This is a genomic window from Thalassobellus citreus (genome assembly GCF_044385915.1).
Classification (GTDB): Bacteria; Bacteroidota; Bacteroidia; order Flavobacteriales; family Flavobacteriaceae; genus Thalassobellus; species Thalassobellus citreus.
Genome location: NZ_JBISCC010000129.1, coordinates 421,623 through 446,703, shown reverse-complemented (window position 1 = coordinate 446,703; position 25,081 = coordinate 421,623). Strand labels below are relative to the sequence as shown.

Sequence of the window (25,081 nt, the reverse complement as noted above, 5' to 3'; positions counted from 1 at the left end):
TGTTTAAAATGGTTTCATTAAAACACCCGTAGCCTGACCTATTACTTTTCCAACATTCGCACCTTCAGGTAACGACTTCCCTTCAAATTCCAGAAGTTCCCATTCTGCCAAGGTTTCTGATGCATCTACAATAGCCATACAACGCTGATAACGTCTTTTCATAAAGGCATTAAAAGCATCATTAATAGTTGCAGCTTTATCCAATTCTTCAGCTAAAACAACACCATCCTCTAGAGCTAGTGCAGCTCCAGAACCTAATTGCGGAACGGTTGCATGAGCACCATCACCAATAACTATAGCTCTATTTTTAAACCAAGGATCTGGTAAATGACTTGCCTCTATTGGCCTGTAATTCACCAAGTCTGGTTCGGTTATTTGCCCTATTACATCTTTTACAATCTTTACAGAATATTCAGATAGATAATCTTTTAACATAGGAATATAATCTGATTTTTTAATCCTAGGATTATCGTCTCCTTCTGCAGATACTAAGAACATATACATACTATCTTCAGACATAGGAACAAACCCAATCTTACTACGTTTGCCGTAATACATATAAGCGGTATCTAAATCTTCATGCTTTTTAAAAGCATAACGCCACACAGATACTCCCATATAGCTTGGTTTAAAATCTCCAAAAATCAATTTACGCATATCAGAATTTATGCCATCTGATGCAATCAAAATATCATAAGTCTTTTTAGTTTTATCTGAAAATGTTACAGTAACGTCATCTTTAGAATTTTCAATATGTGTTACGGTTGTCCCCATTCTATATTGCACTCCAATCTTAATAGCTTTATCATACATGATTTCATGTAAAGTACGCCTAGAAATACCATTATGACTAGGATATTTCCCCATTGAAGGAGCACCTGCAAGACCTATAAAATGACCTGTTGAAGTATGCATTTTTAACTGTCCGTAAGGATATCCATGTTTCATGGTTTCATCTGCAAGACCTAAAGCATCTAATGCCTTAAGTGCATTAATTTGTTGAATGATACCAACACCATATACATCATAAGCATCTAGTTTTTCTGCTATTTCAACTTCAACCCCTTTTTGAGCTAAAGCAATTGCAACAGATTGACCGCCAATACCACCTCCTACAATTAATACTTTATTTACTGTCTTCATAGTTTGTTGGTTTTTAGTTGGTTAATTATTCATGGATTTTATCGGCTATCCAATCAAACATGTCTAAAGCAGGCATGAAATTATCAACCTGACAGTGTTGAGATCCACTTTCTCCATCAGGAACAATTTTCATTTGATGTTCACAAGTCAGGTGTTTTTCTAAATTAATAGCGTGTTCAACAAAGTTTTGTTTATCACCACCACCATGCATTATGAATGTTGGCATAGATATTTTTTCTGCTATACCATTCTCTAAAGTAAAACCTTCTAATTTCTTAAGAACATCTTCATAACTATTCACTCCCATGATATGCTGAACAATTTCTGCTAATGGATGTTTACCACTTCTACCTGCCCAAACAGAATAGTAAGACCAAACAGCCCCAAATACCATACATACTTTAAAGCGAGGTTCGAATGCTGCACAACGTGCCGCCATATAACCACCCATTGAAACTCCTGCTATACCTACACTTGTAGTATCTACTTCTTCTTTTAAGTTTTCTAGTACCCAATCTAAAACCACAGTACCAGCAACATTATAATCATGACGAGAATGAATATGATTTAATCTTAACGCAGCTCCCTGCCCTGGACCATCCATAGCCAATAAAGCGACTCCTCTCTCCATCAAGTGGTCTCCAATTCCAAAATAAAGTTCTTCGGCAAGACTATCCAAGCCTCCAAACATGACCATTACGGGCGGATTCTTAACACCTTTTGGTTTAAAAAGATACCCTGGCAAAAAAGAACCTTCAAAAGGAACTTCAACCTGCAACGGTTTTTCTTCAAAATATTTAGTTGCTTTTATAAAAGCATCACGAGCCTTTAAATACGTTGGAATTTTTCTATCATCTTGAAGATTCATAAAAAACTCTGCTGTACGCAAATAATTAAAAGCTCTTAAATAAGTACGTCTAGCAGAAACAAAGGCCTTTTTATTTTCATATTCTTCTGCCCATTCATAAACCTCGTTTCCTTTATTTAACCAAGCAATGTTAAATGTTTCTCTATTATCTGGGTCAATATTACCAGCCGCTTCTAAAATTTCAGCAAATTCACCACCGCCGTAATGCGCCTGTGTTAATGCTCTATTTACTTGATAAGAAGGCATATACTTACCTGGAAAAAAATGCCACATAGTTTTATATATTTTTAAAATTAAAAATTTCTATTTATTGAAAAATTAAATATCTGCTGGTTTAACGGTGCCATCTTCTGAAAGCCCCATTTTTTTACCTTTCCCCATTTCTTTGAAAGGATTTGCAAAGCCCCATGCATCATTTGGATTATCTTGTAAATAATGTACATCTAAATGATCTGGTGCAAACACCAATCTTGCACAAGCATAATATTCAAATAACACGCCACTTCCAGGATCTATAATATAGATAAAGAATCCTTCATCTGCCTTATGTCGAGTTGGCGCTCCCATAACACTTTTATAACCTTTTTCGGTAAAATAGTCTAAAGCTAAAAGCACTTCTTCTCTACTATCTACATTCCAACAAATATGGTTTAAAACACCTTGATTTGGCTCTATATTAGGGTCTGTAAAAACAGCAATATCGTGTGATAGATTAGCTAGAGTATGCAATCCGCCAATTGGTGGCTGTTCATCAGAAATTCTTATTTCATCAGGGTTTTTAAACCCTAAGGCTTTCCAAAATTCCTTTTCAGCTGGATATGCTCCTTTAGACACCATATATGTTACATGATCAAAACGTCGTGGATTAGCTCCATTCCCTCTGTTACTTGCATATCTATCTGCATAAATACTACCACGTTCTCCTTCTTCTCTTAACCATACAACATCCCAAAACACTTCATGCATATGACCTTCGGGAGATTGAAATCTAAATGCTTTTCCATGACCCTGGTCTCCTTCATTCCAACCTCTACCAGCACCAATACTTTCTAAATATTCTACTGCCTCATCTAAAGCTTCAGGGCTATCTGCACGCCATCCTATATGGCCAAGTCCTGAAGTATCACTTTGAGTCAACTTTAATGTATGATGAAAATAATCACCCCAAGCTCTTAGATAAACTGAACCTACTTCTCTACCAGTTATATCCATTCCAACTATATCACCAAAAAATTCTACTGATTTATCTAGATCTTTGGTTAGCACTTCTACATGTGCCATTTGTGAAAAATAATGCGGATTCTTTGCCATATCTATTAAAATTTATACGTTTTTTTATTAATTTATTATTACAAAAATAAAGCAGCAACCTACTTTTAGTGAATCAAATACATTCTATTAATATTCAAAATCAATCTATTTATTTGTTTTTAAGAATAATTTGACACTTTTTTTATTCATTTTAATCCAAAATGAATATTTAATCTTTATCGTGAATGATATTGACTTACTTCTATTCCACTTCCTATGGGTAACAATATTGATGTAAAAGCCTCTTTCGTTCTAATTATATTTTGATAAGCTTCTGATTCTTTTTTAGAAATTGGTGGAAAAATCATATTATCACCCAATACCCATGCCCCATCATTTAATTTGGATGAAAACAAATTGAAACAGGGTACATATAATTCTTTCCATAAATCTAAAAGAACAAAGTCAAAAGTTTCTTTAGCATTTTTTATGTTCAATAAAGCATCACCAAGTCTGAAATCAACAAATTTTGACAAACCAGCTTTAGATATTTTATCTTTGGCATACATCATTTTATCTAAGTTATTCTCTAAAGTAATAACCTTACCTCCATTTGTTCTAGCTGCTTCGGCTAACCAAAGTGTTGAATAACCATAAGAGGTTCCTATCTCTAAAATGCTTTTAGATTTAGCTGCTTTTATTAAAGTATTCATAAAAATAGCAGCATCTTCACCAACAGGAAGCAAAAACTCATCTCGACGCTTCATTGCATCAATTCCAGATAATGATTTCATTAAATGATTTTCATCATTCAAACGTTTATCATAATCGTCTAAAACTTTTTTAAAACTAGGATCTAGATTCATAAATGATTAATTTGACTTTATTTTCTTCATTAATTCACCAAAAGCAGGTCTAAAATCTTCAAACAAAGGATTATCCTTGTTTTTCAACATAACCTCGCTAAATAATTTTAATCCAATTGCAAACTCTACAGATTGTTGTTCTGTTTTAAATCTATCTCTTTGTTTCATCCGTTCTATAATCGTAAATATATTATCATGATTATCAAACTCTAAATCAATAGGTTCATACGTTTTATCATCTGGTCTTAGCAGCTCCAAAAGCTCTAACCTTAGTTTATATTTATTTGCCTTTTTATTCATATTCTAAAAATCAAAAAATTTTATATTTCATTACTAATTGCAATACTTCTCTATCAACTAAAAAAAGACTTAATCTATATTTAACTAATTCTAAGCTTTATTTTCCTAAAACTTAATCAAGTACATGAACAGGAAATTCTTTCCCTTTTGTTTCCTTTAACTTGAAAAGAAAAAACAAAGACAAAACCGCTAATACTGCTGCTACCCATAAGAAAGCAGATTCATGAATTATATCGGAAAGCGCTCCAGAAATAGCAGGTACTATTACACCACCTACAATTTCAGCTACTGCTGTTGTTAAACCTATAGCTTTTGCTTTTAAATGATTTGGAACCGCCTCTGATGGAACAATAGCTGCAACAAGTGGTATAGCTCCTACCATAAAATAAGAAAGAAACATGGCTGGTCTATGTAATACTGAACCATTTAAATAATAAACGGCAAAAGGGTATAAAATTCCTAGAATAACAGCGATATAAAGTGCTTTTTTTCTTCCAATTTTATCAGAAATACCAGGAAGCACAAGAGATGCTACCAACATTGAAACACCTAAAAGCCCCATAGTCATTTTCATTTCATCACCTGTCATACCTTGAGTAGTAGTAAAATATTTTGTGATGAATGGTATAGTAGCAAACCACCAACCAAAAACACAACAAGCCAATGGAATACCCCATTTCATATTATGATATTTAAGTAATTCTGAAACCGAAAAACTAGATTTTTTTGCAATACCTACACTTTCAGCAGTACTAGGTTTTACATAAAAATACACTATAACTCCCAGAAGAAAACCTGGAGCTGCTGCTACGTAAAAAGCATTTCTCCATCCTATATTTTCAGCGATAGCTACTAAAATAATGGGGGCTAAAATAGATCCAAAAAGAGCTGCACCAACACCTTGTAAAAGCCCTACATTTAAACCTAAACGATGCGGCGAAGATTCTCTCTCTACAAAAACTTGAGCTAATGGGATTAACGGACCTTCTGCTAGCCCCATAACAATACGAGCAACCAGTAAAGTACCAAATCCTATTGCCATACCAGACCCGAAGGAACAGATAGAAAAAATGAAAATAGCAATAATAAAAGTTGCTTTATTTTTGTTTCTAGAATCTGACCAAGCAGTAGTATAGTAACTAGACGCAGCCCATGCTAAAGATAGACCTGCTGCTAATAAACCTATTTGCGTATTATTTAACGCTAAATCTTTTGCCACGTATGGGATAAGATAATTAAGTGCTAAACGGTCAAAAAACAAACAACCAAAAACAAGTGACATTAAGGTTACAATACCGTTTTCGTATGTGAATAATTTTTTCATTATTTATAAAATTTAATGTGGTTGTTTTCTAAATCCTGTTTTTATTGTCATTTCATCTGTCCAATCTATAGCTCCATTTGTTTTTGCCCAATCTTTATAAATAGCATCTATTTTTGATATAGTTTCTGGATGTAAAGCTGAAATATCATTTGATTCTGTTCTATCAATAGCTAAATCATATAACTCCCAAGTATTCCCTGGATAAACTGAAACAGCTTTTAAATCACCCATCCAAACTGCTCGATCACCAAACCATTCGAAACAAATAGGTTGGTTTCTTTCCCAGTTCTCTCCTTTCAATAGCGGTAAAAAACTTTCTCCTGCAAGAGCGTTAGCCTTTATGCCATTAAAAGTTTCTGGATAATTAATACCTGCAAAGTTTAACAAGGTTGGCATAATATCTACCACATGAGCGCCTCCTTTTAAAATTTTACCAGCTCCAACCTGCTTAGGGTAGCGAACAATAAAAGGTGTTGCTGTACCTCCTTCATAAGGAGAAGACTTGTAACTTCTTAAAGGACTATTTGATACTTGAGCCCATTTTTTTGTGTAAGCTTCCATAGATCCTGCTGTACCTACCGATCCTTCATTACGCTTTACTACAAAAGGCATTTTACCAACATCCATATTTTCTGCACCATTATCAGAAAGAAAAATAATCATGGTGTTATCTAATTGATTGGTAGTTTCTAAATAGCTAATTAATTTTCCTATGTTTTGATCTAAATTATCTACCATAGCAGCATAAACCTCCATTTTTAATGCCCAATCACTTTTTTCTTCTTCACTTAAACTATTCCAAGCTGGCAGTAATTTATCTTTTACTGGAGTCCAATTTTCATCTGCCAATCCCATTTTTTTTATATTTTCAAAACGAATATTTCGTAATTCGTCCCAACCTGCATCATACTTTCCTTTATATTTTGCAATATCTTCTGGCTTTGCATGAAGAGGCCAATGAGGTGCATTATAAGCCATGTATAAAAAGAATGGTTTCTCTTCTGGAGTGCTTTTTACAAATTCAATTGCTCTACTTGTTAATTCGTCTGTTAAGTAAAAATCTTCTTTATCTATATTATAAACCTCATTATCAGCGTATAAAAATGCCGATGAAGGAGGGCCTTTTAATATTGGCTTTGTATCAAAATAACTAGCGCCACCATCTAAAAAACCAAAGAAATTATCAAAACCTCTTTGCAAAGGCCAATGAGCTCGTTCATTACCTACATGCCATTTACCAGACATATATGTTGAATAACCACCATTTTTAAATACTTCTCCCAGTGTTAATGATTCTTTGTTTAGATACCCTTCATACCCCGGAATACCTAAATCTTCATTAAAAAAACCAATACCTGCTTTATGCGGATACTGCCCAGTAAGCAAACTTGTTCTAGAGGGCGCACAAATAGTGTTATTATAAAATCTTCTTAATCGCGTGCCTTCAGTTGCAAGTCGGTCGATATTTGGTGTACTAATTTCAGAACCATAATTACCTAAATCTGAAAACCCCATATCATCTGCCATAATCAAAACTATATTTGGCTTTTTATCAGTTTGAGCTATTACATTATTTTGATTATTGGACTGTTTACAACTCACTAAAAACAGAGTCATTACAACTAAAACAAGTGTTCTCATTATATTTAATTTAAAAATGAATTAATCAATTTAAGAAAAAAGCTAATTATTATTAAAAGTATTCCTAAAGACACCAAATATTAAAAGTCTGGTGTCCTTAGAAATAATTAGTTCAAAACAATAGCATTAGAATCTATAAGTTGCTGTTAAGAAATAAGCTCTAGGCATACTTCCTTGCGTTGAAAATATTGCATTCGGGTTGTTAGCTATATATTCTGGTGGAAATCCATCTCTGTTTAAAGCAGAAGGGAAACCTCCTGGACCTTGCCACCCCATAATACCATAGTTATCTAAAACATTATTAATGTTTAACTGTAAACCTAATTTTTTAGAAAAATCATATCCAAAAGCTAAATCAACACTACCAAAGGCTGGTAAAAGAAAAGAGTTAGGTACGTTAGCCTGTCTAGCCCCCATGTAGCTATAGTTTAAAGAACCATAGAATTTTTTACCGTTGTAAATAGGATTAATATTGAAAATTACGTTAGAACTATTATCTGCTTCATTACCAGAATAATCGATAATAGAATCATCACCTGGTCCATCTCTACCTTCATCCCAAGCAGTGTATTTATCAGCCTTTGCTTTTTGAAAAACAGCATTGGCTCTAACTAACCATTTATCGGTAATGTTATAAGTTGTTTCAATTTCAAGACCTAATGTTGTATACTCATTAAATTGAAATTCTGGTGAATAACGTGTACCATCAGTATTAGAAAAAGTTTGAATATTAGGCACATTATTTAAATTACTATAAAAAGGTGTAAATACCAGTTTCAGATTATCTGTACTAACTTTATAACCAATTTCAAATTGTGTAATTTCCTCTAAAAGAGCTGGAGTATTTTCAACTAAGAAATCATCATTTAAGTCTAAGTAAAAGAATGTAGACGGTGCTTTATTTCCACGTGCAAATCTAGCATAAATAGCTTGTTCTTCACTAAACTTGTAATTAAGACCCGCTGTGTATGAAAAACTATCTAAGTTATAATCATAATTAACAGGAGCTCCTTCTGTTCCTCCTCCATTATCCCAAATAGTTAATGGATCTCCATCTAATCCTCCAAAACTTGGATCTCCTTGGCGTGGATTTGGTACTCCAACATTATTAAATCCTTCTGAGGTTACATTTTCATATCTAATTCCATAATCTAAAGTTAGTTTTGGAGTTATTTTCCAGTTATGACCAAAGAAAAGTGCAAATATACCTTGAGTAGTTTCTCCATTGTCTGAACCTGTCCAACCAACATTCATAAAACCTTCTGGACTAGTTACTTCATAAGTATTACCGTTATTAGCTGATAATGTTATTTGAGCAGGCACAGGACGATCTTGAATTAAACCACCACTTAAACCCATTCCTTTACTCCAGTTAGTTACATCTAACTTAGAACGGCTATAAAAACTTCCTAAATTAAAACTACCTTTTTCTGTTTTTTTACTAAAAACTAATTGATTAGCAAATTCATTTCTATCTATATCTTGATAAAACATTGGCATAAACAATAATGAATTTGGTTGTATATTAGACCCTGGAAAATTATTATTAGCACCAGGTGTTAATCGAAATGGAGGTCCTTGCTGTGTAGGATCAAATGCAAGATCTACAGTACCAAATACCTGTCCAGTACGTGGATCTGCAAAATTATAAGTACCTGTTCTTGCTGGGTTTGGACCACCTAGTAAACTAGGTATAGCATAGAATAAAAAGTTAGTAGTACTAATAGGTGTTACTACTGCTGTACCATTTCTTTCGTCATCTTTTCTAGAGTATTTAAAGTCATTTTTCAATGAAAATCCATTGCCAAGATCTTGCCTCCAATTAAAACCAATAGAACGATCTATATTATGTAATAAATCTGTAGAATTAAACGTCCTGTTACCCTCTTCATTGAATGGTATTTCAATAGAAAAATCATAAAGAGCGTATGAGTCATACTTAGAGAAACCATCTGCTATTTGAGGATCATTCCAATTAGTTGATGGAATAAAAGCCATTCTATCATTTTTATCATTTAAATATTTTAGATTTAATTTAAAAGATCCTGTTTTGTATTTTTTTAGGAAGTTAGATCTAATTTGCCCTCCAATATTTATAGGATAACCACGATCTCTAGCACCATCAGATTTACGATAAAAACCTCCAACATTGTAAGTCCAACCATTTGAAAGAGGACCTCCTACGTTAAAGTCAGCTCTATAATATGGATTTTTACCATTTCCTTCTAGACCATATTTAGCTCTAATTTCACCTGCAAATTCGTTTCCTCCTGTTTTAGAAACATAATTAAATATTCCTCCTGGTGCGTTTGCACCAAGTATAGATGCAGTACCACCTCTAACAGCTTCTACACGTTCTGTCATAGCATCTGCTCTCAAGAATAAATCTGGAAATAATTCTACATTTGTTACTGGCAATCCATCCTCTTGTAAAGACACATACCTATATCCATTAATATTATCAATAGAGTTAGCTGATAACCCTCTAGAATATACAGAGTTCCATACTTCTCCCCTTGCTTGGTTAACAAAAACACCAGGAATGTTTTTTAACAAATCAGATGAACTCGTTGGAGCAACTCTTGCTAATTGTGTAGCACCTATAGTTGTTATAGCTACTGAAGCATCCATTCTGCTTCTAGCATCAAATACACCTGTTATAACAACTTCATCAAGTTTTGATAAATCTTCTAACATAACAACATTTAGAGATTCTTTTAAAGGCACTGTTACCAATTTTCTTTGTTTGGCATACCCAATAAATGAGATAATTAATTGATGCTCTCCGTTTTCAATGTTTTTGATAGTAAATTCTCCATCAAAATTGGTTACCGCCCCTTTAGATGTTCCATCAATATAGATAGAGACACCAGGTAAAGACATCCCGCTTTCATCGCTAACTTTTCCTGTAATTTCACTTTCTTGAGCATTAATCTGAATGTTCAAAAAGAAACAAAATAAAGCCAAACTTAGTTTAATAATTGTTTTCATAGTTAATTGGTATTTATTAATATCTGCTATTTTTTATGATATTTATCATATTTTATTTAAAAAAATATTATTATGACAAAATTCAACTCTCCAAAATTAGGATATAATAATGCACGATGAGAATCAAAAAAAGGGCAAAAGTATTCATTATCAATCTAAAAACAGTAACAAGCCTATTTTACCAACTTATTCGATAACGAAAAAATATTAAATAACTTCACCTCTGTTTACATCCTGAATATTACTTACTCAAGAGAATATACTAGCCTTTTCCTTTTTAAGAAAAAACTATTACAATTAACTCATTTGAGAATATTCCTTAGGAGTCATTCCTGTTTGCTTTTTAAAAAAACGAGCAAAGTTACTTGGAGTTTGATCACACAATTTAACAGCGATTTCTGATACGTGTAAATCTGAATACTTTATAAGAGATTTAGCTTCTAAAACTAACATTTCCTTTAATAAATCTTGAGCAGTTTTATTAACACTCGCCTTTACACACTTATTTAAATAGTTGGGTGATATATTTAATAAATCGGCATAATCAGAAATTTGTTTATACTTATAAATATACTCTGTTAAGGCTTGCTTATATGCTTCAGTTATTCTAAAATAAGAATTCTTACTTTTCTTAGTTTCAACAACTACTTCTTTATGAACTTCCTCGAAAAAAGTTAACAAATAAGAAGCAACAAGATTCCTTCTTGTCTTCTCTCCTGTCTTATACAAAAGCAACATTCGTTTTAATATGTTTTCACAATTTACTCTTGTTTCTTCTGATAATTTAACTACTGGATTAGACTGTAATTTAAAAAAAGAAAAACGATCTATTAAATAGCCTTTTGGTAAAAAATCAAATAAACTTTGATCGAAATGACAAAAATAACCTTCAGCATCATCACTCATTATTGAATGTTGAGTAATTTGAAAAGCAGGTAGAAAAAATACTGCTGGACCATCAAATTCTATGTTATTTAGCCCCTTACTTCTTTTTGAATATCCTTTTGTTAAAAACAAAAAATCGTGAACTGTTTTTCGGTGAGGACGCACTTTAAAAGCAGCTTTATCTTTAATAATATCTAGATTGTTAACATGATAATCTTTATACTTAACATTAGATGTTTTAGGGATAGAACCAAAAAGAGAATCGTGATAACTACTTATTTCCGATACATTTAAAGTTGGTATTTTATTTTGTTCTGACATATTTTAAATCTACATTTTATTTTCATTAAAATGAAATTTTAAACTAAAAAAAATATATTTCAGAAACAAAAACCAAAATTATTTTCAAGCATCTTATAACTATAATTTTAATCTATTATAGCAACAGCTCTTGTCCATCCTGCACTAGCCTTTTCTATTTTAGTTGGAAAACAAGACACCTTAAAACCATATGGAGGCAACTGATCTAGGTTAGATAGTTTTTCAATTTGACAATATTCTTTATCAATCCCAACATAATGTGCTTCCCAAATAATTCCTGGTTTTGGATCCTTTTTATATTTTTCTACTTGAATATGCAAAGGTATATCCCAACCCCATCCATCTGTCCCTACTACTTTTATACCTTGATCAATTAACCAATGTGTTGCTTTTGCCGAAGCACCAACATGAATTTTCACATAATCATCATCATGTATTCTTTTATCTGCATCACATCTTACAAGTACAATATCAAAAGGTTTTAACGTGTAATTAATAGCTGCCAGTTTTTCCATTAAATCTTCAGGTTCAATTAAATATCCGTCTGGCTTATCTGTAAAATCTAAAACTACACCATCACTAAAAAACCATTCTAATGGTAATTCGTCTATAGTTCTTGAAGGCTCTCCATTACAGGTTGGTGAATAATGATACGGAGCATCAACATGAGTACCAGAATGAGTAGCTAAGCTTATTATTTCTCCAGCCAACCCTTTGCCATTCATAAAAATATCTCCTTCTACATCTTTAAACAATATTTTTCCAATATTCTCTACACACTCTTCATGGTTTTCATAAGCAATTTTGGTTGGAAGTGGCTCTTTTACCTTCTCAGATATTGTAACTGATAAATCTATAACTCGCATAATTAATTTCTTTTAAAATTTATTATCACCTAATCTTTTAACAAAATTCAACCTATTAATTCAAAAAAAACTATTACTTAAATATTTATAAGCGATAATTAAAATTCTCAAATCCACAAACAACAAGGCTAAAAACCAACTATTTGACAAATAAGTTGTAAATATTTTACAAAAATGACAAAAAAAAATCATTCACAAGAATCAATCATAAGCTATAAACATTCAAAATCAATCCTTTTTTACACTAAAAACAGATATGTATAGCATATTGTATTCTAAAGCACTTCAAATACTAAGCTTTTCTAAATTCGCCAGGTGGCACTCCTACTACTTTTTTAAAAAGCCTACTAAAATAAGCAGGATCATTAAAATTTAAAAAATATGCAATCTCCGAAACCGAATAAGAGGTATTTAATAAGTATTTTTTTGCCTCACTAATTACAAAACCTTGAACAACCTTTAATGCTGACTCCCCTACAACCGCATGACACACCCTATTAAGATGCATTTGTGTTATATTTAATTTCTCTGAATACTGCTCAATTGTTAAAGGATTTTGTAGCGACTGTTTAATTAGTTTTTGAAAATTTCTAAAATGCACCAGTGTTTTGTTAGGCGCATTTAATTCAACATATTCATTTTCATACCCTTTCCTATATAACTTTAAAAAAAGTAACTGAAAATAAGATTGAAGACTAAATTGTTTTTCAACACGGTCTTCTAAAATCTCATTCTTTAATTTATGAACTAAATATGTAAAATCATCGAAAGATTTGATATTATCATTATAAACAAATTGGTTTAACTTATTTAATTTCAAATACAACTGTGCATTATTTTTTAAAATACTTTCAAAATAATTATCTGAAAACGTCAATACATCTCCTTCTATATTAGAATCAAAACTAAAGCCATGCATTATAGATGCTGGAACATTAATAACACACGGACTAGAGATAACTATTTTATTTTTCCCAGAAATCAACACACCTTTTCCTGAGCGTATTATAAACATCTGAAATAATTCTGAATGCACATGCTGACTTATTTCCCATGCATATATTTTGCTTCGCTTTTCTAAGGACTCAAAATGAATAAAATCTGATATAAAAGAGGCTTGGTTATCACCATAAGGTCCCTTAAACTGTAATATAGGCTTCATAATATGTTAATATATTACACTATAGTTAATTACACATGAAAACAAATTAAATTTTAATTTACTGTAAATTAAACATTTATATTATTAATTAGCAAAAAAAAGAAAACAATATTTTACAAAATGTTAATTTTGTACAATTATAAAATTATTTAATCCAACACTAAACCTGTCTAATTAAATATTTTTGAAGGAAACAAAATAAGTGTCATGAGTAAACTAATTTATAACCAATTTGATATGGAGGTACAACCTTCATATAAGGCTCCAGATTACAAATCTACTATCCTTAGAGCTCCCAGCAAACCTTTAATTATCACAAAAAAAACACTATCTGAATTATCAGGACCTGTTTTTAAAGATTTTGAACTAGAAGCCTTAGATCATGACTTAACTAAAAATGCAATAAAAGATGGCGAACCTATTGGAGAGCGTATTGTAGTTAGTGGCAAAGTAACAAATGAATTAGGACAACCTATTCCTAATACTTTAATGGAAATATGGCAAGCGAATGCTGCTGGAAGATACGTGCATAAAGTAGACCAACACAATGCTCCATTAGATCCAAATTTCCTAGGCGCTGGTAGATGTATGACTGATGCAAATGGGAATTATAAATTTTACACAATAAAACCCGGTGCTTACCCTTGGGGAAATCATCCGAATGCATGGCGACCAAATCATATCCATTTTTCGCTTTTTGGAGGCGATATTTCTAGCAGACTTATTACACAAATGTATTTTCCAAGTGACCCTTTATTAGAATTTGACCCTATATATAATGCCATTCCTAAAAGAGGAAGAGAATTATTAATTTCAAGTTTCGACCTTTCTGTAACAGAACCCGAATACGCATTAGGATATCGATTTGATATTGTTTTAAGAGGACACAACGCAACACCATTTGAAAACAAATAACCATGGCAACAACAAATAAAACATCACTACAAACACCTTCACAAACAATAGGCCCTTATTTTGCTTACGGATTAACACCTGAGCAATATGGCTATAATTTTAAAAGTTGGATTGACAATAAAATGGTCGACCCTTTAAAAAACGCAGACGCAATAAACATTTACGGTAAAGTTTATGATGGTGAAGGCAACACAATAAATGATGCCATGATAGAATTATGGCAAAATGATGGAGAAACTAAATTGTTTGGTAGATATGGCACAGGTACCGATGCAGATAATCAATTTTCTTTTTCAACTATAAAACCTAATTCTGTTGATGGTCAAGCACCTTATATAAACGTTATTCTTTTCATGCGCGGGCAATTATTACACTCATATACACGCATTTATTTTTCTGATGAAGCACTAAACAATAGCGATATTACTCTAAAATCTATCCCTAAAGAAAGACAACATACAGTAATAGCGAATAAAACAAGTGAAGGTTACGAGTTTAATATACATATGCAGGGATTAAAAGAAACTGTATTTTTTCAAATTTAATAGTCAATATTCATGTCTTTATACTCTGAAACATTTTACTCTACTGAAATAAATCAGCTATTATCTGATAAATCTGTAATAATTAATATGCTAACTGCTGAAGCAACACTTGCCAAAGCTCAAGCTGAATTAGGTTTAATACCTATTGAAGCTGCCGAAATTATTGCATTTAGCTGCAATGTTGAATACATAGATATTGACAAATTAAAAACCGACATAAAACTAGGTGGAAATGCCGCTATTCCATTAGTACAGCAATTAACAAAAGTTATAAAAAATTCTAATTTTGAAGCTTCAAAATATGTGCATTTTGGCGCTACTAGCCAAGATATTATAGACACCTCTTCTATCCTTTTAATAAAACAAGTTATTTCTTGGATGGAAAACAAACTAAACATTCTAGAAAAAAGCTTAATACATATTACTAAAGAACACAAAGACACTATTGTTATAGGTCGCACCTTACTACAGCAAGCACGCCCTATAACTTTCGGATTAAAAACTGCAAATTGGTTAGAAAGTATTACCCGATCTAAAATTAGATTGCAAACAGTTAAAGCTAATGTTCTACAAATACAATTAAGTGGTGCTGTTGGTAGCGGCAACAACAATATTACAGATGAAGTTCAAATTAAATTTGCCGAACATTTAAATCTAAAAAACACTTCTCCATGGCAGTCGCAAAGAGATGGTTTAAACGAATTAGCTAGTATTCTTGGAATTCTAAGCGGTTCTCTAGGCAAAATTGCGAAAGACATATCCTTAATGATGCAAACAGAAGTTGCAGAAGTATTTGAAGGCGCTCAAGAAGGCAAAGGAGGATCTAGTACTATGCCACACAAAAGAAACCCTGTAACATGCGCACTCATATTAAGTAATAGCACCAGAACACCTGGACTAGTATCTACAATGCTATCGAGTATGCTACAAGAACACGAGCGGTCTGCAGGTTATTGGCATGCCGAATGGGAAACATTAACTCAATTAATAGGTTTAACATGCGGTTCTATTGAAAAAAGTATTGATTTAATTGAAAATTTAGAAGTAGACACAGAACGCATGCTTCAAAATGTAGAAATAACAAACGGTCTTATTTATGCAGAAAAAGTAGCTTTTGTATTATCAAATACTTTAGGTAAAATGCAAGCACATGAAGCTATCAAAAAAGCATGTAAACGCTCTATTTCTGAAGGAAAACATTTAAAACAAATAATTATAGAAACACACCCTGAAATAAAAAATATTGACGCACTATTTCAACCTGAAAATGCTATTGGAAATAGTATAAAATGGGTTGAAAAAATTCTAAATAATTATTCTTAAACTTTATTAAGAACTACAACTTAAAACTAAATAAAATGACCAAGAACACCACTACATTCACAATGAATGAATCTTTCCCAATGAATGCTTGGTATGCAGTAGCATGGGATGTAGAATTAAAGCATGAGTTGTTACCAAGAACCATTTGCAACAAACCCTTAGTCCTTTATCGTAAAAAAGATGGCACTCCAGTAGTTTTAGAAGATGCTTGTTGGCACCGCTTACTTCCGTTATCAAAAGGGAAATTACGAGGAGATACCGTAGTCTGTGGTTATCATGGATTAGAATTTAATAACGAAGGTCAATGCACTTATATGCCCTCTCAAGAAACCATTAATCCTTCTGCTTGCGTACGCTCGTATCCTACTGTAGAAAAACATCGTTTTATTTGGGTATGGATGGGCGATCCTGCAGTTGCAGACAGCAATAAAATACCAGATATGCATTGGAATAATGATCCTGAATGGGCAGGAGACGGAAAAATGATTGAAGTTAAATGCAACTATAGATTAGTAGTTGACAATTTAATGGATTTAACACACGAAACGTTTGTACATTCTGAAAGTATTGGTGATAGAAATGTAGCCGAAGCTCCTTTTGATGTACATTATGATGAACATACAGCTACAGTAACCCGTTGGATGAAAGGCATTAAACCACCTCCATTTTGGCATGGTCAATTAAATAAAAAAATAAAGCATGATGGCTTAGTTGATCGTTGGCAAGTTATAAAATTTGAAGCACCTTGTACCGTGAATATAGATGTAGGTGTTGCTGTTAGCGGCACAGGTGCTCCCGAAGGCGATAGATCTCAAGGAGTTAATGGCTATGTATTAAATACCATTACACCTTCTACAAATCAAACCTGCTATTATTTTTGGGCTTTTAGCAGAAACTACAATCTTAAAGATCAAAGCAATACCACCGAACTAAAAAACGGTGTAGCTTCCATCTTTGCACAAGACGAAGATATACTCGAAGCACAACAGAGAGCTATAAACACAAATCCAACACGAGAATTTTATAATTTAAATATAGATGCTGGTGCTATGTGGGCTAGAAGAATTACAGACAAAATGGTTGAAAACGAAAATCAAGACTAATGCGCTACAGAAACACTTGGGTTAACGCCACCATTAACAATACCGAATTAATAGCTAACAATGTCATGAAAATACAGTTAACTCCTGAAAATGGTGTTAAAAATTTTACTGTTGGCTCACATATAGACGTTTCCATCTTAATAAATGGAGTTACAGAAATTCGTAGTTACTCGTTAGTAGGTCAATATCAACAAAAAAAGCCTTATACCATTGCTGTAAAACGCCTACCCTCTAGTCGTGGCGGATCAAACTATATGTGGTCTTTAAAAAAAGGAAACCAAATAAAAATCTCTCAGCCAACCAATCATTTCGAATTAAAATACAATGCCAGTGATTATTTACTTATCGCTGGAGGTATTGGAATCACACCAATATTAGGTATGGCAGAGCAATTGTGCTCAAGAAAAGACATCAGTTTACGAATGTTATATTTAGGTCGAAATAAAGAAGAAATGCCTTTTATAGAACATTTAAAAACACTCTTAGGTGATAGACTAGAGTTACATTACAGTGACGAAAGCGGGTATTTTGATATGAATAAACTAAACACTTTAGCAAATAACCAGACACACATATACCTATGCGGCCCCTTATTACTTATGAACAGTGTTCGTAAAACTTGGGAAGCTAGTCCATTTGAAAATACCCATTTACATTTTGAAACATTTGGAGCTTCCGGCTTATTTGCACCACAAAATTTTACAGTAAAAATTCCACGTTTTAATAAAGAATTAGTAGTAAGTGAAAACCAAACTTTATTGCAAGCTTTAGAAGAAGAAGATTTAGAAATCATGTATGATTGCAAAAAGGGAGAATGTGGCTTATGTCAAGTTGATATCATAGAATATACTGGTGATATAGACCACCGCGATTTATTTTTTAGTGAAGAAGAAAAAAGTAAAAACTTAAAAATGTGCGCTTGCGTAAGCAGAGTTGCTAACGGACACGTAGTAATCGACACCGCTTACAGAAGCAACATTTAATATAAAGACTGAAAATAAAAATGAAAACTAATTATAAAATTCAAGGAACCCCCAATAGTCCAGTACTAATGTTCTCTAATTCTTTAGGAGCAGACCTAAAAATGTGGGATGAACTTGTACCATATTTATTGCCGTATTTTAGAGTTCTGCAATATGACACTCGTGGACATGGACAAAGTGAATTAACTGAAGGAACTTACACTATAGCTATGCTTGGTCAAGATGTTATTAACCTTCTTGACGAGCTTCATATTGATAAAGTCTATTTCTGCGGATTATCTATGGGAGGATTAATTGGACAATATCTAGGCATAAACCACCCAGAAAGACTACACAAGTTAATTATCAGTAATACCGATTCTAAAATTGGTACAGTAAATCGATGGAATGAACGTATTAAAACCATTAACGAACAAGGTATGCAAGCTATTGCAAATGCTACTATGGAAAAATGGTTTACAGAGAGTTTTCATAAAACGAATCCTTCTCGAATTGCAGAAATGAAAGAGGTGTTTTTAGCCAATAGCACATTAGGCTACACTGCTTGTTGTGCTGCCATTGGAGCCGCTGATTTTAGATCGGAAATCAAAAAAATCTCTTTAGAAACCCTTATTATCACAGGAGATGAAGATGAAGTTACCAATATAACTCAGGCAAAAATTATGCAAAAAGAAATTGCAGGTGCAGAACTAAAAGTATTTAACGCCAGACATTTACCTAGCACAGAATTACCGGCATATTATGCGGAAGTACTCATCGATTTTATAGTAGGAAATAAAACTTACGATAGAGGTATGCATGTTAGACGAACCGTTTTAGGAAACGCACACGTTGATAAATCTACTCTAAACAAAAATGAATTCAACAGTGATTTTCAAGAATTTATTTCACATTACGCTTGGGGAGAAATTTGGACAAGACCAGGACTAAATAAACATAATAGAAGCTTAATAACATTAGCAATGTTAATTCCACTTAACAGAAAACCTGAATTTAAAATGCATATTAAAGCTGCTTTTAATAATGGTGTTACTAAAAATGAAATCAAAGAAGTTATTATGCAATCTGGTATTTATTGTGGGCTTCCTGCTGCTAATGAAGCCATACATACTGCAGAAGAAGTCTTTAACGAATTAGGAATTTAACTTCTACCTAAATGAAAGCAATTAAAACACAAGTTGGCATTATTGGCGCTGGTCCTGCGGGATTAGTTTTAGCACATTGGCTAAAAAAACACGGTATTGCATCTGTTATCATAGAACTGCGCTCAAGACCTTATGTTGAAGGCAGAGTAAGAGCAGGATTATTAGAACAAAACACCGTTGATATTATTAAAGAATTAGGATTAAGCAATCGCTTAGAAAAAGAAGGTATTGAGCATGATGGTGTGTATTTAAGTTTTGACGAAGAGCGAATACACGTACCTTTTTCAGAATTAACTGACGGTAGAAAAATAACAATTTATGGCCAACAAGAAGTTGTAAAAGATTTAACTGACGCTTGGCTAGAACAAGGAGGACAACTTTATTTTGAAGCTGGCGCCAAAGAGATTGTAGATTTTGATACAGATAATCCAAAAATTCATTTTGAAAAAGATGGTAAACCAGGTGTTATAGCATGTGATTTTGTTGCTGCTTGCGACGGTTTTCATGGTATAGGAAGAAAAACAATGCCAAAAGACAGCTATAAATCTTATGATATAACCTACCCTTTTAGTTGGCTAGGAATTTTAGCTAATGTTGCACCATCTACTGATGAATTAATCTATGCGTATCATGAAAATGGTTTCGCATTACACAGTCTTCGTTCTGAAACTGTTAGCCGCTTATATTTACAAATAGATAATAATGAAAATTTAGATGATTGGCCAGACGATCGTATTTGGAAAGAACTTTCAACACGATTAGCAACCAAAGACTGGAAATTAAAACCAGGCCCCATTTTTGACAAAAGCATAACACCAATGCGAAGTCACATGATTGACAACCTTCGTTCTGGCAATTTATTTTTAGCAGGAGATGCTGGCCATATTGTACCTCCTACAGGAGGAAAAGGCTTAAATTTAGCTGTTGCAGATGTTAAACATTTAGTTGATGGATTTGTAGATTATTACAAAAACAATTCAACAAAACAACTAGATAATTATACTGAAGAAGCACTTAAAAGAATTTGGAGAGCACAAGATTTTTCAAACTTCATGACCACGCTTTTTCATAAACAAGATACACACGACTCTTACACATACCGTTTACAAAAAGCAAAAATTGATTATATAAAAATGTCAAAAGCATACAAAACAACCATTGCCGAAAACTATGTAGGCATGCCATTTAAATCATTTGAATAATATTATAAAATATGAAACAGGTACCGCAAATAACTGCAAAAGAAGCAGCAGCATTAGTAAAGAATGGAGATACTATACTTGGTGGAGGTTTTGGAATGACAGGAAACCCTGTGCATATTATCCACGCTTTAGCAGAAACTAATACTAAAAACTTAACTTTTATAGCCAATAATGTAGGTGAACCTAATATGGGTGGAGGACGGTTATTAAACAATGGCCAATTAAAAAAAATGATTGGCTCTTTCTTTACGTCAAACCCAGAAGCTGTAAAAGCAGCTCAAGCAGGCACTATTGAATACGAATTATTACCTCAAGGCACATTAGCAGAAGCTATTCGAGCTGGAGGAGCAGGAATAGGCGGATTTTACACACCAACTTCTGCCGGTACATTAATTGCAAAAAACAGAGAGACAAAAAACATTAATGGTATAGAACAAGTTTTTATCGAAGGTATTCGTGGTAATGTTGCTATTATAAGAGCTTGGAAAGCTGATACTGCCGGAAATTTACAATACCGAATGACCGAGCAAAACTTTAACAGAGCTATGGCCACAGCAGCCGATATAGTAATTGCTGAAGTTCAAGAAATTGTTCCAGTTGGAGACATTAATCCTAACGAAATTCATACACCAGGTTGTTTTGTTGATTTTTTAGTTCAAAAAACATTATCTGAAGCAGACTTAGGAACTTCTGCATCCGTTGGATCTTCTAAAGTTATTGACGAAAAGCGAATGAATATGGCTAAAAGAGCTTTTTCAGAATTAAATAAAGGAGATGTTGTAAATTTAGGCATAGGAATACCAACACTTGTTGCAGATTTAATAAAACCTGAAGACGGCATTATTTTACATACCGAAAACGGTATGCTAGGTGTTGGTCCAGAACCAGCAGACGGAAAAGGCGCTATGTATTACCCTGTTAATGCAGGCAAAGTGCCTGTTACAGCATTACCTGGAAGCAGTTATTTTGATAGCGCCGATAGTTTTGCAATGATACGTGGTGGCCATATAGACGTTGCTGTAATGGGTGGTTTAGAAGTAGATGCCTCTGGAAACTTAGCCAATTGGGCCGTACCAGGAAAACCATTATTAGGTGTTGGAGGTGCTATGGATTTAGCATCTGGAGCAAAAAAATTAATTATAACTTTAAGACACACAGATCGATCTGGCGCATCTAAAGTTGTAGAAAAGTGCACATTACCTATAACAGATTATAATTGTGTAGATATGTTAATTACAGAATTAGCTGTTTTTAAATTTATAGATAGTCAATTAACACTAATTGAAATATTACCAGGAAGCTCATTAGAAGAAGTGAGATTGAAAACAGAAGCCAAATTTATTGAAAAACTAAATTAAAGAAGAATGAGAGAAGCATATATAATTGACGCTTTAAGAACCCCTATAGGAAGTTTTAGAGGCGTATTAGCACCTGTTAGAGCAGATGATTTAGCTGCAATACCAATAAAAGCTTTATTAGAAAAATATCCTAATATACCTAAAGATGTTATTGATGATGTGATTCTTGGTTGCCACAACCAAGCAGGAGAAGACAACCGTAATGTAGCTCGCATGGCTTTATTACTAGCTGGACTACCCTACTCTGTGCCTGGAGAAACTATTAATAGATTATGTTCTTCTGGTATGTCTGCAATTATTCATGCTAACAGAGCTATTAAAGCTAATGATGGCGATGTTTTTATTTCTGGAGGCATGGAACATATGTCTCGCGGGCCATTAGTAATTTCGAAACCCACATTAGCTTATGGAAACAATTCAAAAATGGAAGATTCTAGTTTTGGATGGCGCTTTGTAAACAAAAAACTCCATGAAATGTACGGTACAGATGCCATGGGAATTACCGCAGAAAATTTAGCTGAATTGTATTCAATAAGTAGAGAAGACCAAGATTTATTTGCTTATAATTCTCAAATGAAAGCTAGTAAAGCTCAAAAAAACGGCGTTTTAGCAGAAGAAATTTGTCCTGTAGAAATACCACAAAGAAAAGGAGACCCTATAATTATCAACCAAGATGAATTTATTAAACCTAATTCATCTTTAGAAAAACTAGCAACACTTAGAACGGTATTTAAAAAAGATGGCACAGTAACTGCTGGAAATGCGTCTGGATTAAATGATGGAGCTGCAGCCATGTTAGTAGTATCTGAAGAAGCTTTAAAAAAATATAATTTGAAACCAAAGGCCCGCATTGTTACATCTGCAGTTGTTGGTGTTGAACCTAAAGTTATGGGTATTGGTCCTGTTTACGCTACAAAAAAGGCGTTACAAAAAGCAGGATTAAAACTAAGCGACATGGATGTTATGGAGTTTAACGAAGCTTTTTCTGCACAAGCTTTAGCTTGTACAAGACAATTGAGACTCAAGGATAACGACCCAAGAATCAATCCTAATGGAGGTGCTATTGCTATTGGGCATCCACTTGGTATGTCTGGAACAAGAATAGTGCAAGCAGCAACAAACGAATTAATTAGAAAAGGAGGCAGATACGCATTAGCAACTATGTGTGTAGGTGTTGGTATGGGTTATGCCATTATTATTGAAAATACCAATAAATAATAATTACAAGTCTTAAAAAAAAAACTAACAGGTACTTAAAATTATATATTGATTTAGCTTAGAAAGCAAAATAATAATTTAAGTACTTGTTTTTAACTAATGCTGTATTACTTTCCAATACAAAAATTAGCAAAAATATTACCTAGCAAATCATCATTAGTTATCTCTCCAGTAATTTCTCCAAAGTAGTATAAAGCTTGTCGAATATCTATAGCCATTAAGTCTCCTGAAAGTCCTGATTCTAATCCGTGCTTAACTTTATCTATTTCGTCTAAAGCTTTTAATAAAGAATCATAATGTCTTGAATTAGTAATAATTGTGTCATTATTTCTTAAAGCACCTGTATTAACAAAACTGAGTAATTTATCTTTTAGCTCATCGACACCTAATCCCTTTTTAGCTGATAACAAATGAATATTTTCAATATCCTTTTGAAGTATTTTTATCTGATCTTCATTTAATTTATCAACCTTATTAGCAACAATTAATAAGGGTTTTAAAGGGTATTTATTTTTAATCTTCTCTACCTCTATTTTAAACGTATGTACAAAAGATTCATCTTTAAAATTATTACTATCTGCAAGAAAAACAACAACCTGAGCTTGATCTATTTTTTCAAAGGTTTTTTTAATACCTATACTTTCTACTACATCCTTTGTTTCGCGAATACCTGCAGTATCAATAAAACGAAACCCAATGCCTCCTATAGATATTTCATCTTCAATAGTATCTCTGGTAGTTCCTGCTATTTCTGAAACAATAGCGCGTTCTTCATTTAACAAAGCATTTAAAAGTGTTGATTTACCAACATTTGGCTCACCAACAATAGCAACAGGAATCCCGTTTTTAATAACGTTACCAACAGCAAATGAATCGATTAATCGTTTTAAAACAAAGCTTATACGCTCTACTAAATCTTTAAACTGAGATCTATCTGCAAACTCTACATCTTCCTCTGCAAAATCTAATTCAAGTTCTATGAGTGAAGCAAAATTCATAAGTTCTTCTCGCAGTTTCGCAATTTCAGATGAAAATCCACCACGCATTTGTTGCATAGCTATTTGATGAGACGCTTCATTATCACTCGAAATTAAATCGGCTACTGCTTCTGCTTGAGATAAATCTAACTTGCCATTTAAAAAAGCACGTAATGTAAACTCACCAGCTGTTGCCATACGGCATCCTTTACGAAGAAATAATTGAATAATTTCTTGTTGAATATAATTTGACCCGTGACACGAAATTTCTACTACATTTTCACCTGTATAAGAATTTGGGTTTTTAAAAACAGACACCAAAACTTCATCTATAGTTTTAGTTCCATCAATAACATGTCCTAAATGAATGGTATGCGTTTTTTGGCTACTAAGTGATTTTTTGCTTTTAACAGATTGAAAACAGCTATCTGCTATAGATATAGCATCTGCTCCAGATAATCTAATAACTGCAATAGCTCCTGCCCCTGAAGGGGTTGCTAATGCTACTATGGTGTCTTTATGAATCATATCACAAAAATACTAAATTTGAAATGCTATACACTACATCTTTCAACACAAAACATTTCAATTTTAATCAGAACAACATCAAAAAAAATATTTCATAGTATAAAAATAAATAAACATCTTTTATTTGTAATTTTTTCAAACCACAAACCAACCAACAACAAGCTGT

The 25,081-nt window shown here is 32.9% G+C and carries 21 protein-coding genes; 9 read left to right on the top strand and 12 right to left on the bottom strand.

The features are described from left to right. Positions 1–3: 3 nt before the first annotated feature. From ACH5TX_RS17755 to ACH5TX_RS17705, 11 genes are all read right to left on the bottom strand, one after another. Positions 4–1,143 (bottom strand): FAD-dependent monooxygenase, encoded by a 1,140-nt coding sequence (locus ACH5TX_RS17755; protein ID WP_439340835.1) that lies wholly within the window; start codon positions 1,141–1,143, stop codon positions 4–6. A gap of 25 nt (positions 1,144–1,168) precedes the next feature. Continuing rightward, positions 1,169–2,284 (bottom strand): alpha/beta hydrolase family protein, encoded by a 1,116-nt coding sequence (locus ACH5TX_RS17750; RefSeq protein WP_439340834.1) that lies wholly within the window; start codon positions 2,282–2,284, stop codon positions 1,169–1,171. Positions 2,285–2,329: 45 nt separating this feature from the next. Continuing rightward, complete coding sequence (locus tag ACH5TX_RS17745) at positions 2,330–3,322, bottom strand: VOC family protein (protein ID WP_439340833.1); 993 nt, start codon at positions 3,320–3,322, stop codon at positions 2,330–2,332. Positions 3,323–3,498: 176 nt separating this feature from the next. Next, positions 3,499–4,128 (bottom strand): O-methyltransferase, encoded by a 630-nt coding sequence (locus tag ACH5TX_RS17740; protein WP_439340832.1) that lies wholly within the window; start codon positions 4,126–4,128, stop codon positions 3,499–3,501. 6 nt (positions 4,129–4,134) lie between these two features. After that, positions 4,135–4,428: a DUF3861 domain-containing protein gene (locus ACH5TX_RS17735; protein ID WP_439340831.1), complete on the bottom strand. Its 294-nt coding sequence runs from the start codon at positions 4,426–4,428 to the stop codon at positions 4,135–4,137. Between the two features lie 112 nt (positions 4,429–4,540). Beyond that, positions 4,541–5,752 carry an MFS transporter gene (locus ACH5TX_RS17730; RefSeq protein ID WP_439335753.1) on the bottom strand — a complete coding sequence of 404 codons (1,212 nt, stop codon included), beginning with the start codon at positions 5,750–5,752 and terminating at the stop codon, positions 4,541–4,543. 12 nt (positions 5,753–5,764) lie between these two features. Further along, positions 5,765–7,393, bottom strand: coding sequence for an arylsulfatase (locus ACH5TX_RS17725; RefSeq protein ID WP_439340830.1), 1,629 nt, complete (start codon positions 7,391–7,393; stop codon positions 5,765–5,767). A gap of 126 nt (positions 7,394–7,519) precedes the next feature. Then, a complete protein-coding gene (locus ACH5TX_RS17720) occupies positions 7,520–10,384 on the bottom strand; it encodes a TonB-dependent receptor (RefSeq protein WP_439340829.1) in 2,865 nt (954 codons plus the stop codon). Between the two features lie 297 nt (positions 10,385–10,681). Continuing rightward, positions 10,682–11,590, bottom strand: coding sequence for a helix-turn-helix domain-containing protein (locus ACH5TX_RS17715; RefSeq protein WP_439340828.1), 909 nt, complete (start codon positions 11,588–11,590; stop codon positions 10,682–10,684). A gap of 107 nt (positions 11,591–11,697) precedes the next feature. Then, positions 11,698–12,456 (bottom strand): cyclase family protein, encoded by a 759-nt coding sequence (locus tag ACH5TX_RS17710; protein ID WP_439340827.1) that lies wholly within the window; start codon positions 12,454–12,456, stop codon positions 11,698–11,700. A gap of 292 nt (positions 12,457–12,748) precedes the next feature. Then, positions 12,749–13,618: a helix-turn-helix domain-containing protein gene (locus ACH5TX_RS17705; protein WP_439340826.1), complete on the bottom strand. Its 870-nt coding sequence runs from the start codon at positions 13,616–13,618 to the stop codon at positions 12,749–12,751. Positions 13,619–13,825: 207 nt separating this feature from the next. On the opposite strand from ACH5TX_RS17705, the gene pcaH reads away from it, so the two are divergent. From pcaH to pcaF, 9 genes are read left to right on the top strand one after another with little or no spacing between them, the layout of a single operon-like run. Further along, positions 13,826–14,533 carry a protocatechuate 3,4-dioxygenase subunit beta gene (gene pcaH, locus ACH5TX_RS17700; RefSeq protein WP_439340825.1) on the top strand — a complete coding sequence of 236 codons (708 nt, stop codon included), beginning with the start codon at positions 13,826–13,828 and terminating at the stop codon, positions 14,531–14,533. A gap of 2 nt (positions 14,534–14,535) precedes the next feature. Then, positions 14,536–15,078 carry a protocatechuate 3,4-dioxygenase subunit alpha gene (pcaG, locus tag ACH5TX_RS17695; RefSeq protein WP_439340824.1) on the top strand — a complete coding sequence of 181 codons (543 nt, stop codon included), beginning with the start codon at positions 14,536–14,538 and terminating at the stop codon, positions 15,076–15,078. Between the two features lie 12 nt (positions 15,079–15,090). After that, positions 15,091–16,401: a 3-carboxy-cis,cis-muconate cycloisomerase gene (gene pcaB / locus ACH5TX_RS17690; RefSeq protein ID WP_439340823.1), complete on the top strand. Its 1,311-nt coding sequence runs from the start codon at positions 15,091–15,093 to the stop codon at positions 16,399–16,401. Positions 16,402–16,436: 35 nt separating this feature from the next. Further along, a complete protein-coding gene (locus ACH5TX_RS17685; RefSeq protein ID WP_439340822.1) occupies positions 16,437–17,504 on the top strand; it encodes an aromatic ring-hydroxylating dioxygenase subunit alpha in 1,068 nt (355 codons plus the stop codon). Beyond that, positions 17,504–18,487, top strand: a complete 984-nt coding sequence (locus tag ACH5TX_RS17680) for a PDR/VanB family oxidoreductase (RefSeq protein ID WP_439340821.1) — start codon at positions 17,504–17,506, stop codon at positions 18,485–18,487. Before ACH5TX_RS17685 ends, ACH5TX_RS17680 begins: the two co-directional genes overlap by 1 nt. 20 nt (positions 18,488–18,507) lie before the next feature. Further along, the gene (gene pcaDC, locus ACH5TX_RS17675; protein ID WP_439340820.1) at positions 18,508–19,632 is read left to right on the top strand and encodes a bifunctional 3-oxoadipate enol-lactonase/4-carboxymuconolactone decarboxylase PcaDC; all 1,125 of its coding nucleotides are present in this window, start codon (positions 18,508–18,510) and stop codon (positions 19,630–19,632) included. Positions 19,633–19,643: 11 nt separating this feature from the next. Next, positions 19,644–20,834 (top strand): 4-hydroxybenzoate 3-monooxygenase, encoded by a 1,191-nt coding sequence (locus ACH5TX_RS17670; protein WP_439340819.1) that lies wholly within the window; start codon positions 19,644–19,646, stop codon positions 20,832–20,834. A gap of 11 nt (positions 20,835–20,845) precedes the next feature. Then, positions 20,846–22,192, top strand: a complete 1,347-nt coding sequence (locus ACH5TX_RS17665) for a 3-oxoacid CoA-transferase (protein ID WP_439340818.1) — start codon at positions 20,846–20,848, stop codon at positions 22,190–22,192. 6 nt (positions 22,193–22,198) lie between these two features. Next, complete coding sequence (gene pcaF / locus ACH5TX_RS17660) at positions 22,199–23,410, top strand: 3-oxoadipyl-CoA thiolase (protein WP_439340817.1); 1,212 nt, start codon at positions 22,199–22,201, stop codon at positions 23,408–23,410. A 107-nt stretch (positions 23,411–23,517) separates the two neighbouring features. Here pcaF and mnmE read toward each other — a convergent pair whose 3' ends face one another. After that, complete coding sequence (gene mnmE, locus ACH5TX_RS17655) at positions 23,518–24,915, bottom strand: tRNA uridine-5-carboxymethylaminomethyl(34) synthesis GTPase MnmE (protein ID WP_439340816.1); 1,398 nt, start codon at positions 24,913–24,915, stop codon at positions 23,518–23,520. Positions 24,916–25,081 lie beyond the last annotated feature (166 nt).

Coding starts and splice junctions, on each gene's coding strand:
- ACH5TX_RS17735 (WP_439340831.1), bottom strand. CDS start 4,428: ATGAATAAAAAGGCAAATAAATATAAACTAAGGTTAGAGCTTTTGGAG.
- ACH5TX_RS17665 (WP_439340818.1), top strand. CDS start 20,846: ATGAAACAGGTACCGCAAATAACTGCAAAAGAAGCAGCAGCATTAGTA.
- ACH5TX_RS17745 (WP_439340833.1), bottom strand. CDS start 3,322: ATGGCAAAGAATCCGCATTATTTTTCACAAATGGCACATGTAGAAGTG.
- ACH5TX_RS17715 (WP_439340828.1), bottom strand. CDS start 11,590: ATGTCAGAACAAAATAAAATACCAACTTTAAATGTATCGGAAATAAGT.
- pcaB (WP_439340823.1), top strand. CDS start 15,091: ATGTCTTTATACTCTGAAACATTTTACTCTACTGAAATAAATCAGCTA.
- ACH5TX_RS17685 (WP_439340822.1), top strand. CDS start 16,437: ATGACCAAGAACACCACTACATTCACAATGAATGAATCTTTCCCAATG.
- ACH5TX_RS17740 (WP_439340832.1), bottom strand. CDS start 4,128: ATGAATCTAGATCCTAGTTTTAAAAAAGTTTTAGACGATTATGATAAA.
- ACH5TX_RS17755 (WP_439340835.1), bottom strand. CDS start 1,143: ATGAAGACAGTAAATAAAGTATTAATTGTAGGAGGTGGTATTGGCGGT.
- ACH5TX_RS17720 (WP_439340829.1), bottom strand. CDS start 10,384: ATGAAAACAATTATTAAACTAAGTTTGGCTTTATTTTGTTTCTTTTTG.
- ACH5TX_RS17730 (WP_439335753.1), bottom strand. CDS start 5,752: ATGAAAAAATTATTCACATACGAAAACGGTATTGTAACCTTAATGTCA.
- ACH5TX_RS17750 (WP_439340834.1), bottom strand. CDS start 2,284: ATGTGGCATTTTTTTCCAGGTAAGTATATGCCTTCTTATCAAGTAAAT.
- pcaG (WP_439340824.1), top strand. CDS start 14,536: ATGGCAACAACAAATAAAACATCACTACAAACACCTTCACAAACAATA.
- pcaH (WP_439340825.1), top strand. CDS start 13,826: ATGAGTAAACTAATTTATAACCAATTTGATATGGAGGTACAACCTTCA.
- pcaF (WP_439340817.1), top strand. CDS start 22,199: ATGAGAGAAGCATATATAATTGACGCTTTAAGAACCCCTATAGGAAGT.
- ACH5TX_RS17680 (WP_439340821.1), top strand. CDS start 17,504: ATGCGCTACAGAAACACTTGGGTTAACGCCACCATTAACAATACCGAA.
- pcaDC (WP_439340820.1), top strand. CDS start 18,508: ATGAAAACTAATTATAAAATTCAAGGAACCCCCAATAGTCCAGTACTA.
- ACH5TX_RS17710 (WP_439340827.1), bottom strand. CDS start 12,456: ATGCGAGTTATAGATTTATCAGTTACAATATCTGAGAAGGTAAAAGAG.
- mnmE (WP_439340816.1), bottom strand. CDS start 24,915: ATGATTCATAAAGACACCATAGTAGCATTAGCAACCCCTTCAGGGGCA.
- ACH5TX_RS17705 (WP_439340826.1), bottom strand. CDS start 13,618: ATGAAGCCTATATTACAGTTTAAGGGACCTTATGGTGATAACCAAGCC.
- ACH5TX_RS17725 (WP_439340830.1), bottom strand. CDS start 7,393: ATGAGAACACTTGTTTTAGTTGTAATGACTCTGTTTTTAGTGAGTTGT.
- ACH5TX_RS17670 (WP_439340819.1), top strand. CDS start 19,644: ATGAAAGCAATTAAAACACAAGTTGGCATTATTGGCGCTGGTCCTGCG.